General features: G+C 35.2%; 15 protein-coding genes and 1 pseudogene. 13 read left to right on the plus strand and 3 right to left on the minus strand.

Going from position 1 to position 17,003, the window contains the following annotated elements:
• Positions 1-210 precede the first annotated feature (210 nt).
• Both Y7E_RS0103145 and Y7E_RS0103150 read left to right on the plus strand, forming a co-directional pair.
• Positions 211-759 carry an NfeD family protein gene (locus Y7E_RS0103145; RefSeq protein WP_017149861.1) on the plus strand — a complete coding sequence of 183 codons (549 nt, stop codon included), beginning with the start codon at positions 211-213 and terminating at the stop codon, positions 757-759.
• Between the two features lie 12 nt (positions 760-771).
• Positions 772-2,331, plus strand: coding sequence for a flotillin family protein (locus tag Y7E_RS0103150; RefSeq protein WP_017149862.1), 1,560 nt, complete (start codon positions 772-774; stop codon positions 2,329-2,331).
• A 37-nt stretch (positions 2,332-2,368) separates the two neighbouring features.
• On the opposite strand, the gene Y7E_RS0103155 is transcribed toward Y7E_RS0103150, so the two are convergent.
• Entirely contained in the window at positions 2,369-3,163 is a 795-nt protein-coding gene (locus tag Y7E_RS0103155; RefSeq protein ID WP_017149863.1) for an EcsC family protein, read from the minus strand.
• A 250-nt stretch (positions 3,164-3,413) separates the two neighbouring features.
• Here Y7E_RS0103155 and Y7E_RS0103160 point away from each other — a divergent pair, with 250 nt between their 5' ends.
• The 3 genes from Y7E_RS0103160 to Y7E_RS0103170 all read left to right on the plus strand — a co-directional run bounded on the left by Y7E_RS0103160 (position 3,414) and on the right by Y7E_RS0103170 (position 6,499).
• Positions 3,414-4,103, plus strand: a complete 690-nt coding sequence (locus Y7E_RS0103160) for a DUF4274 domain-containing protein (RefSeq protein WP_017149864.1) — start codon at positions 3,414-3,416, stop codon at positions 4,101-4,103.
• 93 nt (positions 4,104-4,196) lie between these two features.
• Entirely contained in the window at positions 4,197-5,807 is a 1,611-nt protein-coding gene (locus Y7E_RS0103165) for an ATP-binding protein (protein WP_017149865.1), read from the plus strand.
• A complete protein-coding gene (locus Y7E_RS0103170) occupies positions 5,807-6,499 on the plus strand; it encodes a response regulator (protein ID WP_017149866.1) in 693 nt (230 codons plus the stop codon). The genes Y7E_RS0103165 and Y7E_RS0103170 overlap by 1 nt, the downstream gene beginning before the upstream one ends.
• Before the next feature lie 61 nt (positions 6,500-6,560).
• Here the strand turns inward: Y7E_RS0103170 and Y7E_RS0103175 are convergent, their stop codons facing one another.
• Together Y7E_RS0103175 and Y7E_RS0103180 are read right to left on the minus strand one after the other, a co-directional pair.
• Positions 6,561-7,670 (minus strand): AbrB family transcriptional regulator, encoded by a 1,110-nt coding sequence (locus Y7E_RS0103175; protein ID WP_017149867.1) that lies wholly within the window; start codon positions 7,668-7,670, stop codon positions 6,561-6,563.
• A gap of 70 nt (positions 7,671-7,740) precedes the next feature.
• Positions 7,741-9,195, minus strand: a complete 1,455-nt coding sequence (locus Y7E_RS0103180; RefSeq protein ID WP_313771970.1) for a CitMHS family transporter — start codon at positions 9,193-9,195, stop codon at positions 7,741-7,743.
• 108 nt (positions 9,196-9,303) lie between these two features.
• Here Y7E_RS0103180 and Y7E_RS0103185 point away from each other — a divergent pair, with 108 nt between their 5' ends.
• The 8 genes and pseudogenes from Y7E_RS0103185 to Y7E_RS0103220 all read left to right on the plus strand — a co-directional run bounded on the left by Y7E_RS0103185 (position 9,304) and on the right by Y7E_RS0103220 (position 16,438).
• Entirely contained in the window at positions 9,304-9,558 is a 255-nt protein-coding gene (locus Y7E_RS0103185) for a hypothetical protein (RefSeq protein WP_017149869.1), read from the plus strand.
• Positions 9,559-9,678: 120 nt separating this feature from the next.
• Complete coding sequence (locus Y7E_RS0103190; protein ID WP_017149870.1) at positions 9,679-10,623, plus strand: alpha/beta hydrolase family protein; 945 nt, start codon at positions 9,679-9,681, stop codon at positions 10,621-10,623.
• Positions 10,596-11,426, plus strand: a complete 831-nt coding sequence (locus Y7E_RS0103195; RefSeq protein WP_017149871.1) for an ankyrin repeat domain-containing protein — start codon at positions 10,596-10,598, stop codon at positions 11,424-11,426. Before Y7E_RS0103190 ends, Y7E_RS0103195 begins: the two co-directional genes overlap by 28 nt.
• A 607-nt stretch (positions 11,427-12,033) precedes the next feature.
• A pseudogene (locus Y7E_RS34185) lies at positions 12,034-12,187 on the plus strand (glycerol-3-phosphate responsive antiterminator); the annotation flags it as partial.
• The gene (locus Y7E_RS0103205; protein ID WP_017149873.1) at positions 12,187-13,284 is read left to right on the plus strand and encodes an ABC transporter ATP-binding protein; all 1,098 of its coding nucleotides are present in this window, start codon (positions 12,187-12,189) and stop codon (positions 13,282-13,284) included. The pseudogene Y7E_RS34185 and the gene Y7E_RS0103205, both read left to right, overlap by 1 nt.
• Positions 13,284-14,216, plus strand: a complete 933-nt coding sequence (locus Y7E_RS0103210) for a carbohydrate ABC transporter permease (protein WP_017149874.1) — start codon at positions 13,284-13,286, stop codon at positions 14,214-14,216. The genes Y7E_RS0103205 and Y7E_RS0103210 overlap by 1 nt, the downstream gene beginning before the upstream one ends.
• A complete protein-coding gene (locus tag Y7E_RS0103215; protein ID WP_017149875.1) occupies positions 14,213-15,034 on the plus strand; it encodes a carbohydrate ABC transporter permease in 822 nt (273 codons plus the stop codon). Before Y7E_RS0103210 ends, Y7E_RS0103215 begins: the two co-directional genes overlap by 4 nt.
• A 27-nt stretch (positions 15,035-15,061) precedes the next feature.
• A complete protein-coding gene (locus tag Y7E_RS0103220) occupies positions 15,062-16,438 on the plus strand; it encodes an ABC transporter substrate-binding protein (RefSeq protein WP_017149876.1) in 1,377 nt (458 codons plus the stop codon).
• Positions 16,439-17,003 lie beyond the last annotated feature (565 nt).

Here is a 17,003-nt window from a genome sequence, read left to right on the forward strand (position 1 = left end):
TAAAATAATCTATTATATAGATATACAATATATCGGTTATTTTCTAGGAGGAGCCTGTCACTATAGGCTCCTCCTGTTCTTTTTTAAGTAGCCTGTCGTACAGGTCTTTCTTTAAAGATTAAATAACTGAAAATTATGAAATATAATTCTTGAAAGAGGTGATGCATACATATAACAAAGAGAGAGGCAATGATGAAAGGGGGATAAGGCATGACATTGTTGGGTTATCCACTTGAGACAATTTATTTATATGGATTTATTATTGCTACCGTACTTACTGTTATTTATATCTTTTTTGGAGATATATTTGAATCCATATTTAGCTTCGGAGGTGGATCTACATCCATTGTAACGTTACTGCTTAGTTTCTTTGCAATGCTTTGTGGTTTTGGTTATATAGGAGAGTATTTATTTTCTTTAAATAGTATTGTTATTTTTAGTCTTTCTTTCGGCATATCTTTTATTGGAGTTTTTCTAATGAAGATATTAATTTTAAAACCAATTGCAGAGTCTGAACAAAATACAGTGCAACGTATGGATGAATTTGTTGGCTGTAGGGGAGAAGTGATTATTACCATCCCGAAAGAGGGCTTTGGAGAAGTATTAGTTTCTTCGAAATTTGGAAGCAATGCGATACCAGCTAAGGCAATTGGAAAAAAAGATATTTTACAGGGAACACAAGTCATTATTGAGGGAGTTCAAGATGGTGTTTTGCTTGTACAAAACATCGCTTATTCTTTAAAAAAACCAAAATTATAAGGAGGAATTTAAATGATTCCGTTAATTATCGGTGGTGTATTACTCGCAATTTTACTTTTACTTATTTTGGTGTTTATTACAAAATACCGTACAGTTGGCCCGGATGAAGCATTGATTGTTACCGGGAACTGGCTTGGCGGCGGAAAGAATGTTGTTACAACAGATGATGGAAAGAAAATTAAAATTATTCGTGGCGGCGGTACTTTTGTAGTACCGATTATGCAACGAGCAGAACCTCTTAGTTTATTAAACTATAAATTAGAAGTTGGAACACGTGATACGTATACGAAACAAGGGGTGCCAGTTACGGTAAATGGTGTTTCTATTATTAAAGTAGGTTCAACAATTGAAGAAGTATCTACAGCAGCCGAACAATATTTAGGAAAAGAAACCGAAGAGTTAAAAGTAGAAGCGAAGGAAGTATTAGAAGGTCATTTACGCGCTATTTTATCTTCAATGACTGTAGAAGATGCTTACAGTAATAGAGAACAATTTGCACAAAAGGTACATGAAGTTGCTTCGACAGATTTAAAGAAAATGGGCCTTCGTATTGTATCCTTTACGATTAAAGAAATTATGGACAAAAATGGTTATTTAGATGCTTTAGGTCAACCACAAATCGCAACGGTTAAACGTGATGCAACAATTGCGAATGCAGAACGTGAAAAAGAAGCACGTATTGAAAAAGCACGTGCGGAAAAAGAGGCAAAAGAAGCTGAATATCAACGTGATGCACAAATTGCAGAGGCTGAAAAGCATAAAGAATTAAAAGTGCAAGCATATAAGAGAGAGCAAGAGCAAGCTCGTGCAGACGCTGACCTTTCTTATGAATTACAACAAGCAAAAGCGCAGCAAGGTGTTACAGAAGAACAAATGCGAGTTAAAATTATTGAGCGTGAAAAGCAAATTGAATTAGAAGAAAAAGAAATTGCACGCCGTGAAAAACAATACGATGCAGAAGTAAAGAAAAAAGCAGATGCAGATCGTTATGCAGTTGAACAATCAGCGGAAGCGGAAAAAGTAAAACAAATTAAAAAAGCAGATGCAGAACAATATAAAATTGAAGCGGAGGCAAGAGCACGTGCGGAAGAAGTACGTGTTGAAGGTTTAGCGAAAGCTGAAATTGAAAAAGCACAAGGTCAGGCAAAAGCAGAAGTTGAAAAGGCTCAAGGTACAGCGGAAGCGGATGTTATTCGATTAAAAGGTTTGGCGGAAGCAGAAGCGAAGCAAAAAATTGCTGAAGCATTCGAATTATATGGTCAGGCGGCAATTATGGATATGGTTCTTAAAATGCTTCCAAGTTACGCAAAAGAACTTGCAAGCCCACTTAGCAACATCGATAAAATTACTGTTGTGGATACAGGCGGCGGTGGAAAAAACAGTGGCGCTGGAAAAGTTGCAGGTTATGCGACTGATCTAATGGCAACGATGCAAGAAACATTGAAAGCCTCTTCTGGCATTGATTTAAAAGAGTTATTGGAAGGATTTGCTGGGAAAGGTGCTGTGCAGCAAGCGGTGAGTGAGAAGCCTGTTGTGCAGGTGGTGGAAGAGAAAGGGAAAAGTGAAAATTAATGAAAGAAGGCCCCTCACAGTAGGGGCCTTTTACATACTATTTAGAAGTGGATTCCATTTCCTCTAATCTATCTAACACTCTTCTTTTCTTATAAAGCATCTTACCTACTTCAGCAATTTCTTCAATTGTTTTTCGATTTAAATAAGCTCCAAAAATCATTCCAGCAACAGGGATCAGTTGAAAAAGTTTTTTCCAACCATAATTGTCACGATACACAGTAAACACTTCTCGCCATGATTTAATTTGAGACATACTGTCATCATGATTGGCACGAGAATCAAAATGTTTTAACTCCTGAAGAATTGTTTGTTTTCCTACAATATCAGATGAAGAAAATTGTAAACATTTTACGATAAATAACCTCTCTTGCATATCTTCAGGATTATAACCGTAGCAAATGGCAATCTCTTGTAAAACATTTAGTGACATACTTAAAACAGCTGGAATATCAATTGCTAGGGTGAAAATACCACCAAATCCAGTTGTCGCTCCTTGGGCAGTTGCGACGGATTTTCTATTTTCAATGATTTTATCAACGATTGAATCCATCTCACTTAAAGGGAATTTTTGAACATCTGTTAAGGAAGCTGCGTTTTCAAATTTTTCTATTGTTGTTTGTGGATGAATTAAATATTTACTTCCAGAATTGAGATATTGAATAAGCTCATCTAGTAAAAGATTAATTTTTTTATGAATAAACTTGGGCGTGAGCTTATCAAGAATAGCAAACGGAATTTTCCCCCATTTTTCAAAGAACCAAAGATCCTCCTGTTCCTTCTCCCATTTTTCAATCATTGCAATTTCTTTTAATAAAAGCTCCTTTGACTCCATTTTTTACCCTACTTTCGTATAGACATATATGTTTATTTTACTTAACGGTTTTTAAATAATAAACAAAATTTAGTATATTTAGTTATAATGGATACATCATTTAAAAAAGACAATAGGTGAATTCCTTTTGAGAATGTATTGAAATCAATAATGTAATGCTTTATTTAAGGTAGCCTGTCTTATAGGGAAGTAGTACTTTAATTGTTGGTGTTTTCTGTAAAAATATCATAGTGCGAAAGTGGTGAATGTATTGAACATATTGTTTGAAGCAATTAAAAACAAAAATCTCGATCAATTCATAGAGGGCATTCCGGGAGCTAATATAAATGAACAAGATCAGTTTGGGAGAACTCCGTTGCATTATGTAATTGTCAAAAAAGCTCCTATTGAAATGTTTGAAAGATTACTAGCTGGTGGGGCGAAGACAACGATAAAAGACCGTTTACATGAGTCAGTATTTTCGAAAGTAATTAAATTTAGGAATAAACAAGCCGTGGAGTGCCTAATAAAAAATGGAGTAGAACTGAATCATCCAGCAGGGATAAAGAAAACACCTTGGTTTGCAGCGAGGCACACTCCTGAAATAGCAGATCTATTACTAGAAACAAAAGGAGCGGTTCGACTGAGATTAACAGAAAGTGAACAGGAGATCATTGATGGTTGTTTGTATGGAGAGGATGTTGAAGCAGAAGCTTATTTTACTCAATTAAATACTCCTGAATTGTTACATGCGTTTGTATTACATTTTAATTGGGATGATGATTTACAGCCGATGAAAATGGTATTACAGCATGCTAATTGTCAGGAAATAACTGCTATTGAAATGTTTGATTTAGTAGATGGGTATTATTGGCTGAGTCAGGAAAATAGCAGTGATGAGGAAAGTGAGTATGTAGATTTTGTACAACTTCTTTTAAGTAAGTTTCCTAATATATTATAAACCATTTGTTTTGAGTATGTATTTCATATAAATGAGCTGTGCTTTTTGTATGAAACAGATTTTACAAAACAATATGTCAAGAAGGTTAGGGGAATGATTTTGAAGTTTAAAAAATTAAAATTACAGCCAAGAATTACATTGACGATTAGTGCACTCATTTTTTTAGTTATTATTTTAACGAGTTTTCTTTTTTATTATATCGTATCTAAAACAATAGAAGAGCAGATTGGTAAAAGGGCATTACACGTTGCAAAAACAGTCGCTGCTATACCTGAAATTCAAGAAGCATTTCAGAAGGAAAACCCATCTGCTATTATTCAACCAATTGTTGAGAAAATACGGGTAGAAACAGATGCTGATTTTATCGTAGTGGGAAATAAAGATGGAATTCGTTATGCACATCCTTTGCGTGAGAAAATTGGAAAAGAAATGGTTGGTGGGGATAACGAAGGGGTTTTAACGGATGGAAAATCATATATTTCTAAAGCGACTGGGACATTAGGTCCTTCCTTACGCGGGAAAGTACCAATTCGTAATCAGACTGATCGGATTATTGGTGTTGTATCTGTTGGTTTTTCTATGGATGATATTCATGAAGTGGCAGAAGCATACGGTAAGAGAGTGTTTTGGATTGCTATCGCTGGATTAGTAATTGGGATATTTGGTTCTATATATTTAGCACGTAGTATAAAAAAATTAATGTTTGGCTTTGAACCAGAAGAAATCTCCTCTCTATATGAGGAACATAGTGCTGTCATTCAATCTGTACGAGAAGGAATTATGGTGATAGATAAAGAAGGTTGCATTCGTTTAGTCAATCAGGCGGCGTATGAAATTCTTTCTCTTAAAAAACATCAGACTATCCTTGGGGATTCTATTTTGAAAATTATTCCGAACTCCTCAATACTAGAAGTGCTTCGAACTGGAGAAGAACAATTTGATCGCTATTTAGATATAAAGGGACGAGCTGTTATCGTAAATCGATTACCTATTAAGGTGAACAATGTAGTAATAGGAGTCGTTTCTAGTTTTCGCTTAAAATCAGAGATGGATCAGTTAACAGAAGAACTATCTCAAGCTAAACGTTATACAGAGGCACTTCGGGCACAGACACATGAGTATAACAATTTATTGTATACGCTTTCAGGTCTTATTCAATTAGAGTCATATGATGAAGCATTAGAGCTTATTCATAAAGAGACTGCTGTATATCAAGACTTTGTTCAGTTTATTTTAAAACGTATACAAAATCCGTGGCTAGGTGGAATTTTAATTGGATTCTATAATCGAGCTAGAGAATTGAAAATTGATTTTATTTTAGATCGCGAGAGTAGTTTGAAAAAATTAGGTTCTCATATTGATAGTAATCACGTTGTTTCAATTTTAGGGAATTTAATTACCAATGCATTTGAAGCAGTTGAATATAATCAGGAGTATGAAAAACAAGTGAGAATGTTTGTAACAGATATTGGAGAGGAGATTGTTATTGAAGTTGAAGATTCGGGACGTGGGATTGATGATGAGGTAATTACATATATATTTGACAAAGGATTTTCGACAAAAAAAGGAGAAAAACGCGGTTATGGGTTAGCGAAGGTAAAAGAGCTAGTTGAAGATTTAAATGGGAGTATCGCGCTAGAAAAAGGGGATCTAGGTGGTGTATTTTTTATAGTTGCATTGCCAAAGGAAAGAGGCGAATTGTAATGAACGAGGGGATTGAAGTACTAATTGTAGAAGACGATATTCGCATTGCAGAGATTCATCGTCGTTTTACTGAAAAAGTAGGGGGATTTAAGGTAATTGGAACTGCAACAACAGGGGAACAAGCGAAAGAGTGGTTAGATCTTGTCTCGCCGCAGCTTGTTTTATTAGATGTTTATTTACCTGATATGCAGGGGACGGAACTTGTGACATATATTCGGCGTAACTTACATGATACGGATATCATTATGATTACAGCGGCATCAGAAGTCGAAATTGTTCGTCATGCATTGCGAGGTGGGGTAACGGATTATATTGTAAAGCCGCTTATGTTTGATCGATTTAAAAAGAGTTTAGAAAACTACCGAGAGAAAATACAGCAATTACAGCAAAGGAAACAGTTATCATCAGAGGAAATTGAAAGTTTATGGTTTAAGGAACGATTGGAAAATAATCAAAGCAGACATGCTCCAAAAGGTATTGACCCTTTAACATTATCAAAAATAAAAAAATATGTTTCTAAAGTAGGTCATGAAGGAATTACAGCAGAAATGTTGAGTTTAGAAGCAGGAATAAGTCGATCAACAGCAAGGCGTTATTTAGAATATTTGATTTCTGAAAAGAGGATTTATGCGGAACTTATATATGGGAATGTGGGACGACCAGAGCGAAGATATTTTCTAGTTTCTTCATAATTATGAGATAGAAAAAAGTAGAGGTTTGTATAGTCTCTACTTTTTTTATTAGATAGGGCTGTTATCCTGTTTTATGAACATTAGATTTTTTGTGGTGCAAATATCTATAAAGGAATTTAAAGAAAACGGGTAGAAATCCAAGAATTGTAAGTATGCGTATTACTTGAACTGTGACTACAAATGTAGCATCTGTTTGTAAAATGATGGCGGTTGTTGCCATTTCTGCAATTCCGCCAGGTGCAAGAGCTAATATAGAAGCAACTAGTGGAATATTTGTGATGGACGAAACAAAGAATGCACACAATATAGAGACTCCGATTAGACCAATAGAACTAAATAATCCTATTGTAATCGTTTGTTTTACACCAATAAACATTTCCCTTTTAAAACGACATCCAATACTAGTTGCAATGAAAATTTGAGCTGAAATCATAATCCAGTGTGGCCACCAGGCTGTTGGACTATTGCTAAAATAATGTGTAGATAGAGTCTGTAGGAGTGCAACACTTATCATGCTTCCAACAAGCCAAGGAGAAGGGAATTTTAAAAGTTTTCCGATTCGATAACCAATCCAAGCGATAAAGATTAAAAAGATTGTCCAAAACGGAGAGCCAGTAGAATAATTTTTTAGGTGAGGTACAATTGGATTATGAGGGATCCAATTGACGGAAAGAAGCGGAATTGTACCAAGCACCAAAAAGACACGAATTGTTTGAACAATACTAACTGCTGCGGTATTAGCACCTATTTCTGAGGCGAGTGTGGGCATAACAGATAATCCACCAGGAGTGGCGCTAAATAGACTCGTAAATAAATCTACTTTAGTAAAACGCCATAAAATCAGGCCAGAACATAAAGCAAGAGCAATGGAGCCAACAATCATAGTAATAATGATTAGCCAGTGCTGTTGAAACGTAACAAGAATATCAGTTGTTAATTTTTGTCCTAACTCAATACCGATAATACATTGCCCAATATGTTGAAATGAAAGAAGAACTTTTTTCTGTTGAGGTTGTTTCTCTAATCTTTGCATCCAGACTGGTTCAGAGTAAGCGAGGAAACCTGTAATACTTAGGGAACCAAGTAACCAACCAATTGATAAACCAGTTAAAGAAAGTATATAACCACCCAGGCTTGCGAATATCAGTAATAGAAGATTGGATAATATCATATTGTGGCCTTCTTTCTTATTTGTAATGACTGAAAAAACGAAACTCCTTTCAAAGAAGTTTCGTTACGAATTATATGGGAATGACTCCAGTAATAATACCAACGATTAACATTACCATTGTTGTTCCAACTGCCCAAAGTAAAGTAAAGCGTTGATGTTCACCGAAATCAACCTTTGCCATACCAACTAATAGATAAGTGGATGGAACGAGTGGACTTAATAAGTGAACAGGTTGTCCAAGTAGGGAGGCACGCCCCATTTCAGCGGCACTAATTCCATAAGCTGCAGCTGCTTTTGTGAGAATTGGCAATACACCAAAATAAAAAGCATCATTGGACATAAAGAATGTAAAAGGCATACTTATAATAGCTGTAATAATAGGAAGTTGTGGTCCGAGCGCATCAGGAATAAGGGCAACTAGGCTTTGAGCCATCGCATCTACCATTTTTGTCCCTGATAAAATTCCCGTGAAAATTCCAGCGGCAAATACTAAAGAAACAACGGCTAATACGTTTCCCGCATGAGAAGCAATACGTTCTTTTTGTTCTTCTAGACTTGGGTAATTAATCATAACTGCAATAGCAAAAGCAACTGTAAATAAGACAGGAAGTGGCATAATCTCCATGATAAGACAGACGAGAAGAGCTGCTGTTAATAAAAAGTTAATCCATAATAGTTTGGGACGTTTATAGCTAGAAGCTTCTGTAGTTGCTGCTTGTTCATCCATCGGTGCCTTTTCTTTTTGTGTATATTGTATATCAACAATTCCTAAACGCTTTCTCTCTTTTTTTCCAAGGAAGTAAGCAACAAAAATAACCCATATTGCTCCGCCAATCATTGCTGGAATAAGCGGTGTAAATAGCTGTGAAGCATCGAGACCAAGTGCACTCATAACCCTAGCTGTTGGGCCACCCCAAGGCGTAAGATTTGTAATCCCAGCTCCTAGCATAACAACTCCAGCTAATATAAGCGGATTCATTCCAAGACGTTTATATAGTGGATACATTGCAGAAACTGTAATCATATATGTTGTTGTGCCATCGCCATCCAATGAAACGATAATAGTAAGAATCGCTGTACCAACAACAATTTTTAATGGATCACCGTTTACAATTTTCAAGATTTTACTAATGATTGGATCAAATAATCCACTGTCAATCATAATTCCGAAATATAAAATGGCAAACATAAGCATAATACCAGTCGGTGCTAATTTCTTAATCCCGTCTAGCATCATTGGTCCTACATTTGCATAAAATCCCCCAATTAATGCAAATATAATAGGAATTAATATTAATGCAACTAATGCTGACATACGTTTGGTCATAATTAAAAACATAAAGACAAAAACCATCGCAAACCCGAGTACGGCTAACATGTAATCTCCCCCTATAAAAATGATTGCGCTTTCAATTGATGCTGAAAATTCAGAAAAAACTTTTTTATTTATCATAAAGGATAGAATATGGATGGTAAATAAATAGCGAAATAACGTTATTAAACGCATAATCGTCATTTTGTTCATTTTGTTCACGGGTTTTATTTTGAATTTTTAAAAATATAATGTGTTTATTACAGGAGTGATAGAATAGATGAGAAAATAGAGAAGCGTGAAGTAGGGAGTAGATTTTGAATGAAATCGATGATTGAAGAGATTTATAGTTCATATAACGGAAGAGTAGAAGAGATTTTTGTTGATGAATCATCTTATGTATATGAATGGGAAAAATTAATGACGATTCGAAAAAATGACGGAACACTGGAGAAAGTAGCAGTAGGAATTAGTGGTCATATACGATCTGTAAATATAGAAGTTGGTCAGGAAATCAATGTGGATACATTGTTACTTAAATTAGAAGATGATTTGGTGATCACTGGTTGTGAATGATAGAAGATGTGTAGAAATTGCTACACATCTTTTTTTATAATATAGGCATAGGATATATTAGGAAAGAAGAACGATTTTAACGATATATTATTCCTGAAAAACAGTGAGGAGAGAATAACCATGGGGAAAGAACTGTTTGTGACGATTGAATGCGCGTATACACTTCAAGGAACATTAACACTCCCTACATATTATTCTGAATCGTATCCAGCTATTTTATTAATTGGTGGTACTGGAAAAGGAAATCGTGATGGAAATACAATTTGTTTACAGTTAGACTTATATAAAGAATTAGCTGATTATTTTACCTCTTTAGGATTTGCAGTGCTTCGTTATGATAAACGTGGTACTCATAAAAGTAAGGGGGATTATTATAAAACAGGGGTGACAGACTTTATTGATGATGCTGTTTTATGGATTAGATTTTTAAAGGATCATCCGCAAATAGATCCAAAGCGTGTTATTATTGCTGGGCATAGTGAGGGAGCTTTACTTGCACCAGCTGTCTCCGTAAGAGAATCAGTTGCGGGATTAGTATTACTTGCTGGTGCAGCAGAACCATCTAAATCGCTCTTAGAAAGACAAATAGACAAAGTTGTTAACGAGTTAGAAACAGCATCAGGGTCCATTGGTTGGTTATCTAAAATGCTGAAGCTTCCACAGCGTATAAGAAAGCAAAATGAAGTATTTATGAATAGAGTAAACAATTCAGAGGATCCTACTATTCGAATAAAAGGTACGAAAGTGAATGCAAAATGGGTGCGAGAACAGTTACAATATAATGTAGTTACATATTTAGAACAAGTAGCATGTCCTGTTTTAGCAATTACGGGAGACAGTGATATACAAGTACCACCTGAGCATGCTAAACTGATTGCTTCATATGTTAATGGTGAAGCAGAGTGGCATATCATTCCGAACATGAACCATATTTTAAGAAATTATGAACATAAGCATACAATGATTCGATTAATGAAGGAATATAAGGGGCTTATGGATAAATCTATTGAAGAAGAGTTGTTGCATGTGATGAAGGGATGGTTAGAAAAACATTATCTTTCATAGGAGCTGTAGTTGTGAGGAAACAAAAGTTTTTATTATTTATGTTATTAGGGCTTTTCATTATGATAGTAGCTTGTGAAAAGCAAGAAGAGGCTGAATCTAAACCGGTTCAAGTGAAAAATGAAAAAAAACAAGAGAAGACGCATAAAGAGAAAGAAGAGAACAAAGAGAAAGAGAGTATGAATTTAATGGATAAGCAATTATTACTTTCTGCAACACTTGGTGATACAGAAACAGCTATGAAATTAATAAAAGATGGAGCTAACATAAATGTATCAGGGGATAAGGGTGAAACACCTGTAATGGCAGCGACGTATCATAATCATGTTGAGACAGTAAAAGCATTGATTGATGCAGGTGCAGATATTGAATTGCTAGATGAAAATAAAGAAAATCCATTCCTTTATGCGAGCAAAGAGGGGTATGTTGATATTGTAAAATTAACAATTGATGCAGGCACGAATATTAGAGAAACGAATCGTCATGGTGGAACAGCGCTCATTCCGGCGGCTGAAAGAGGACATGTGGAAGTTGTAAAAGAGCTAGTAGGTCGCACAGATATCGATGTGAATTATAGAAATGACCTTGGTTGGACGGCATTATTAGAAGCAATTGTTCTTGGAAATGGTAGTGAGAATCATAAACAAATTGTTCAGTTACTCATTGATCATGGGGCAGATGTAAATATGTCGGATCGAGAAGGAATTACTCCGCTAGAGCATGCGGAGAATCGAGGATTTAAAGAAATTGCAAATATATTAAGATTAGCAGGAGCAAATGAAACAATAGAACAACCTACAGAATAATGTAGGTTATGGAAGAAGAGATAAGAGGAAATCTTATCTCTTTTTTTTGTGGGATTTTGTATTCTTATAAATTATTTTTATTTAATTTGTGTCGTTGTAAGAAAAGATATCACTAAATTTATCCCGCTATTTGCGCGCAGTAAGACCCCCCACCTCAAGATTCAGAGAGAAACGAGGAAGATAGGTGGGGGACAACTGCCCGTAAAAGCCCGATTCGTGAGGGCTAACCATCAGTGGGGGATGAAGAGAACCCCACTGATGGAAGTTTCGCTTTATCTATGTTGAAGAATAAAGGAGATAATGGATGTGGTGGATATTGTAAAAAAAAAATTAAAAATATTAACATGTGATTAACATCTTGTTAACAAATCATCAAAACTAACTTAATAAATAAGTAATATAGTAAAGGTAACAACGTAACTAGGGTAGAGAACATTTGAGAACACCCGCTTACATATAACAATCTATGTATATTCTTACATTTACTCTAGTTTATAGGGGATAAATGAGAAGAAGGTTGTTCTATGTAGGTTGGTGTTTTTAATTTGCCTATATGCGTATTGACAACCCGTAAAAAGCTGAGGGAAATCAATATTTAAGAAACCTTTCCTTTATTAAGCAACTAGTAGAGAAGTTGTTTTTTCCTACTATTGTAGGAGGAATTATTCAAACGAAAGAAGAGGCGGAGATTGCAGTTAAAGCAGATTTTAATAAACTATTGTGAAGTATGGTTACAAGAGCAAAAAAGGAGTGCAAACTGATGATTGAATTAAGAGATGTGTCAAAAATCTATAAAAATTCAAAGGAAATAGCAGTGGAAAATGTTTCAGTGCAGATTCAAAAAGGTGAATTTTTTGTTCTAGTTGGTCCTTCTGGGTGTGGGAAAAGTACATTATTACGAATGATTGCAGGTTTAGAAGAAATTACTTCTGGGGCGTTACTTATTAACGAAAATGTTGCGAATGATTTAGAACCGAAAAATCGAAATCTATCAATGGTATTTCAAAATTATGCTTTATATCCACACTTGACGGTAGAAGAAAATATTTTATTTGGATTGAAAATACGAAAAGTTCCAAAAGAAGAACGACAAAAACGATTGATAGAGGCAGTAGAAATGGTAGGGCTTACGGAGTATACAAAGTCGAAACCAGGTCAATTATCGGGTGGGCAAAGGCAACGTGTTGCGCTGGCGCGAGCAATTGTAAGTCAAGCGCCAATTTGTTTAATGGATGAACCGCTTTCTAACTTGGATGCAAAGTTGCGTGCGCAAATGCGCATTGAAATTCGAGAAATCCAGCAGCGATTAGGTATTACGATGATTTATGTGACCCATAATCAAATTGAGGCAATGACAATGGGGGATCGCATTATGGTGTTAAACAAAGGGAGTATACAACAGGTAGGCACACCGCTTGATATATATAACTATCCTGCAAATGAATTTGTTGCTGGCTTTATTGGTTCACCATCCATGAATATTGGTGATGGAATCGTAGATAAAGGCATAGGAGGATTACATGTTGATGGATTACAAATTCCACTGTCTTCGGGACAATTACAGCAGTTTTCAGAACAAAAGGTGCGCTTAGGAATTCGTCCGGAACACATCGTATTAGCTGAAGATGGCCAAGAAGTTACACTGCAATCTGTAGAAGTATTAGGAAATGAAACAATTTTAAATTTTGTAGTAAATGAAAAAACATGGAGTGCAAAAGTAATTGGACAACTTATTTTGAAAAAAGGTGATAAAGTCAAATTGCAATTCCCAGTACAGAAACTATGTTTCTTTCATAACGATACAAACGAAAGGATTCGATTCATTGCCGAAGAAGAGTTGAAGGCGGTGGCGAAATAATGATTGAGGTAGAAAATTTACCTGCTCAAACAGAAGTTTCAAGAAAAAAAGCGTTATGGAGCCGTACGAAAGATTTGCGAACAGGCTTGTTATTTTTAGCACCTTCCATCATATTATTTGCAATTTTTTTGTTCTATCCATTATTTCGTACCATCTATTATAGTTTTTATTTAACAGATGTTCATGGTGAGGCAAACCTTTTCGTAGGATTTGAAAACTATCAATATTTATTGTCTGATCCAACTTTTTATAAAAGCATAAAATCTACTTTACTCTTTGTATTATATACAGTTCCAACTAGTATTTTGTTTGCTTTGTTTCTTGCATTAATTGCAAACGAAAAAATAAAAGGAATAGGGTTGTTTCGAGTTTTATTCTCTTCAACAATGGGAATTTCAGTAGCAGCTAGCGCAGTAATTTGGTTATTTTTATTCCATCCGAGTGTCGGTTTATTCAATAATATACTTGGTTCGATGAATCTTCCTGCAATTGCATGGTTAACAAGTCCGGACTGGGCATTAGTTTCTGTATCGGTTACAACGGTGTGGGTAAATACAGGTTTTGCGTTTTTAGTTATATTAGGTGGTTTGCAAAATATTGATACGACTCTATACGAGAGTGCATCTATTGATGGTGCTAGCTATTTACATAAACTTCGACGTGTTACATTACCAATGCTATCTCCTACATTGTTTTTTATTATAACAGTTACTTTAATTAGTGCATTTCAAAGCTTTGGACAAATCGATATTTTAACGCACGGTGGACCGAACGATGCAACAAACTTAATTGTGTACTCTATTTATAAAGAAGCTTTTGCGAATCATCAATTTGGTACAGCGAGTGCGCAGGCAATGGTATTGTTTATTTTCATTTTCATTGCCACATTACTTCAATTTAAGTTTGCAGAGAGAAAGGTGCATTACAAATGATTGCTAAAAGATGGAAACAACATATTCTTTTATATACGCTGCTTATTATTAGTGCAGCCATGGTCTTTTTTCCAGTTCTATACGCATTTTTGTTAGGGTTTATGACGCCAGAAGACATTCAAATGAGAAGGGTGTTCCCGACACAATTTACATTTGATAATTTTGTACATATCTTTCAGAAAGTACCGCTGTTTTCTTATTTATACAATAGCTTTATAGTTTCAACAGTGGTAATGATTGGGCAGCTTGTTGTATCAGGTTTAGCCGCTTACGCATTTGTATTTTTAAACTTTAAAGGACGAAATTTCATTTTCTTTCTGTTTATTTCAACGATGCTTATCCCATGGGAAGCAACGATGGTACCGAATTTTTTAACAGTGCAACAATTTGGATGGATTAATACGTTTACTGGAATGACGGTTCCGTTCTTTGCAACTGCCTTTGGTATCTTCTTATTACGTCAGCATTTTATGACGCTTCCAAATGAGTTAAAAGAAGCTGCCTTTATCGAGGGGATTGGCCATGTGAAGTTTTTATTCCGCGTCGTCATTCCGTATTGTAAAACAAGTTTTATTACGCTCGGTGTATATAGCTTTTTAACAACATGGAATATGTATTTATGGCCGCTCTTGGTTACGAATGATGAGAAAATTAGAACCGTACAAATTGGGGGGAAACAACTTCAATCTCAGGAAGTTGCGACAGATTGGGGCAGTGTGATGGCAGGAGTTACAGTTATTGTTATTCCAACTTTAATTTTATTATTTTTAGGTCAGAAGCAGTTGCAACAAGGTTTAACAAAAGGGGCAATTAAATAAACATATATATGAAAAGGTGGGATTGAGATGAGATTTTGGAAAAAAGGTGCTGCTATTATAATGGCAGCAACGATGGCCTTATCAGCTGCAGCTTGTTCAAGTAGTAAAACAGAGGGGAAATCTGAAGCAAAGGAAAAAGTAGCTCCCGTAGAAAAGAATGGGGAAAAAACAGTCATTCGCTTTTGGCATGCAATGGGTGGAAAAACGCAAGGTGTGTTAGATGGAATTGTTGCAGACTATAATAAGTCACAAAATAAATATGAGGTAAAAGCTGAATTTCAAGGTTCCTATGAAGAATCTTTAACGAAGTTTAAAAATATAAAAGCTTCAAAAGAATCACCAGCTCTCGTTCAATCTAGCGAAATTACAACGAAATATATGATTGATAGTAAAAAGATTACACCGATTGATAGCTGGATTAAAAAAGATAAATATGATACATCGAAATTAGAAAAAGCGATTACGAACTATTATTCAATTGATGGGAAAATGTATCCAATGCCATTTAATTCATCTACACCAGTATTAATTTATAATAAAGATGCCTTTACAAAAGCGGGACTCGATCCAGAAAAAGCACCGAAAACTTACGCTGAATTAAAAGAAGCAGCAAAAAAATTAACTGTTAAAGAAGGCGAAAGCGTAAAACAGTACGGTTTTTCAATGTTAAATTACGGATGGTTCTTTGAAGAGCTATTGGCAACACAAGGTGGTTTATATGTTGATAAAGAAAATGGACGTAAAGGTGCGGCGACAAAAGCCGTATTTAATGGAAAAGAAGGACAAAAAGTATTTGGTTTATTAGATGAACTGAATAAAGCTGGTACATTAGGAAAGTATGGAGCAAGTTGGGATGATGTTCGTGCTGCTTTCCAATCTGGACAAGTTGCAATGTACTTAGATTCTTCAGCTGGTGTTAGGGATGTAATTGATTCCTCTAAATTCAATGTAGGTGTAGCGTATATTCCATATCCAGAGGATGTAAAACAAAACGGTGTTGTTATTGGCGGGGCATCATTATGGATGACGAATATGGTTGCAGAAGAAACACAACAGGGTGCTTGGGACTTTATGAAATATTTAACAAAACCAGATGTGCAAGCAAAATGGCATACAGAAACGGGTTATTTCTCTATTAACCCAGACGCATATAATGAACCTTTAGTAAAACAACAATATGAAAAATATCCACAGTTAAAAGTAACAGTAGAACAGTTACAAGCAACAAAACCATCCGTTGCAACACAAGGGGCACTTATTAGTGTATTCCCTGAATCTCGCGATGCGGTTGTAAAAGCACTAGAAGCAATGTATGACGGGAAAAGTAGTAAAGAAGCATTAGATGAAGCAGCAAAAACAACAGATCGGGCAATTAGTATTTCGAATCGTACAAGTCAAAAATAAAAGAATGGCGTATCTGTAAAAAGATACGCCATTCTTTTATTTGTTGCCTCATTTCTTACTTTAAGTATAGTGGGCAGCAAGTCTCGTAACTATCGAATTAGGTGATGTGAGGATTACAGTGGTGTAAGATATAAATTCTCCGTTTTGAAACTTCTTTTTTTAAGGGAAAGTTAAGAAATAGATTTCATAATAAATTCTATATGCAGAATATTAGATAATAAAATGAGTGAGAAAATTATTTATCCCACTATTGGTGGGCAGTAATACCCCCACCTCAAAATTCGGCGAAAGCAAAGAAGTTAGGTGAGGGATAATAATCAGTGGGAGATGAAGAACTCCTCCACTGATTAAAGTTTCATTTTATGTTATGACAAGCCTACATAGGCAATGATATATAATTATTTTAATTACGTAGGATTTAGAGATAGCGAAGCAAATTGAATTGTTCGGATACAAGACTAGAAAATGTTTGGAAGTGGAGATAAGTATGTTGAACTGCTCTCTTTTGTTATTATGATAATGGTAACAGTAATTATTTATTCTGCCTATAAAAGCCTGATTGGTA

This window comes from Bacillus bingmayongensis, assembly GCF_000299035.1.
Taxonomy (GTDB): Bacteria; Bacillota; Bacilli; order Bacillales; family Bacillaceae_G; genus Bacillus_A; species Bacillus_A bingmayongensis.